Here is a 1,829-nt window from a genome sequence, read left to right as displayed (position 1 = left end):
ATTGCAGGCACAGAAACAAACCTAAAAGATCCAGTAACATTAGTAACAAATGGACAAGTAGGAAGTGACTATACTGCGACGAAAGAAAACACACTCACAAAAGACGGCTTAGTTTATGAATTAGTTAAAACAAATAATGGACTAAAAGCAGGTTCAGCTACAGAAACAGGTAAAGTAACAGAAGCGAAACAAGAAGTCGTTTATGAGTACGCACCAAAAGTAGGTGGAAATGTCGAAGTTAAATATGTGATTGCAGGAACAGAAACGAACCTAAAAGATCCAGTAGCATTAGTAACAGATGGACAAGTAGGAAGTGACTATACTGCGACAAAAGAAACTACAATCACAAAAGACGGATTAGTCTATGAATTAGTTAAAACAAATAATGGACTAAAAGCAGGTTCAGCTACAGAAACAGGTAAAGTAACAGAAGCGAAACAAGAAGTCGTTTATGAGTACGCACCAAAAGTAGGTGGAAATGTCGAAGTTAAATATGTGATTGCAGGAACAGAAACGAACCTAAAAGATCCAGTAGCATTAGTAACAAATGGACAAGTAGGAAGTGACTATACTGCGACGAAAGAAAACACACTCACAAAAGACGGCTTAGTTTATGAATTAGTTAAAACAAATAATGGACTAAAAGAAGGTTCAGCTACAGAAACAGGTAAAGTAACAGAAGCGAAACAAGAAGTCGTTTATGAGTACGCACCAAAAGTAGGTGGAAATGTCGAAGTGAAATATGTCATTGCAGGCACAGAAACAAACCTAAAAGATCCAGTAACATTAGTAACAAATGGACAAGTAGGAAGTGACTATACTGCGACGAAAGAAAACACACTCACAAAAGACGGCTTAGTTTATGAATTAGTTAAAACAAATAATGGACTAAAAGAAGGTTCAGCTACAGAAACAGGTAAAGTAACAGAAGCGAAACAAGAAGTCGTTTATGAGTATGAGTTACAAAAAGGTGATGTAACAGTAAGCTATACTGATACTGAAGGTAATGTGATTGAAGGTAAGACAAGTGTCAAAGCTGAAACTCAAAGTCCAACAGGTAAAGAGTACAACACAAACACACCAGACTTGAAACCAGAAACAATCACAACTGCCAATGGTGATGTTTATGAATTCGTGAAAAAATCTGAAACATCAGCTCCTGAAATAGGAAAAGTCAATAAAGGAGTTACAACAGTTGAGTATGTTTACCGTAAAGTCGTAACAACTTATGTAGATGAAACAGGTAAAGAAATTAACCCTTCAGACAAAGGAACGAAGGATAAGAAAGACATTCCAGAGTACATTTACAAAGAAACTAAGAAAGACGAAAAAGGAAATACAACGCATGTATACCGTCAAGTCATAACAAGTTATGTGAATGAAGAAGGCAAAGAAATCAACCCTTCAGACAAAGGAACGAAAGATAAGAAAGATATTCCAGAGTACATTTACAAAGAAACTAAGAAAGACGAGAAAGGAAATACAACACATGTATACCGTCAAGTCATAACAAGTTATGTGAATGAAGAAGGCAAAGAAATTAACCCTTCAGACAAAGGAACGAAGGATAAGAAAGACATTCCAGAGTACATTTACAAAGAAACTAAGAAAGACGAAAAAGGAAATACAACGCATGTATACCGTCAAGTCATAACAAGTTATGTGAATGAAGAAGGCAAAGAAATCAACCCTTCAGACAAAGGAACGAAAGATAAGAAAGATATTCCAGAGTACATTTACAAAGAAACTAAGAAAGACGAGAAAGGAAATACAACACATGTATACCGTCAAGTCATAACAAGTTATGTGAATGAAGAAGGCAAAGAAAT

Annotated in this window: 1 protein-coding gene; it reads left to right on the top strand. The window is 35.6% G+C overall.

Translation table 11 applies throughout. The features are described from left to right. Positions 1-1,829, top strand: a 1,829-nt coding sequence (locus B7695_RS06975) for a MucBP domain-containing protein (RefSeq protein WP_192855750.1), incomplete at both ends; no start/stop codon positions are given.

The sequence above is a fragment of the Streptococcus mitis genome, assembly GCF_002096845.1.
GTDB classification, from domain to species: Bacteria; Bacillota; Bacilli; order Lactobacillales; family Streptococcaceae; genus Streptococcus; species Streptococcus mitis_A.
The sequence above is the reverse complement of the archived record's forward strand: the minus strand, read 5'-3'. Positions and strand labels throughout refer to the sequence as shown.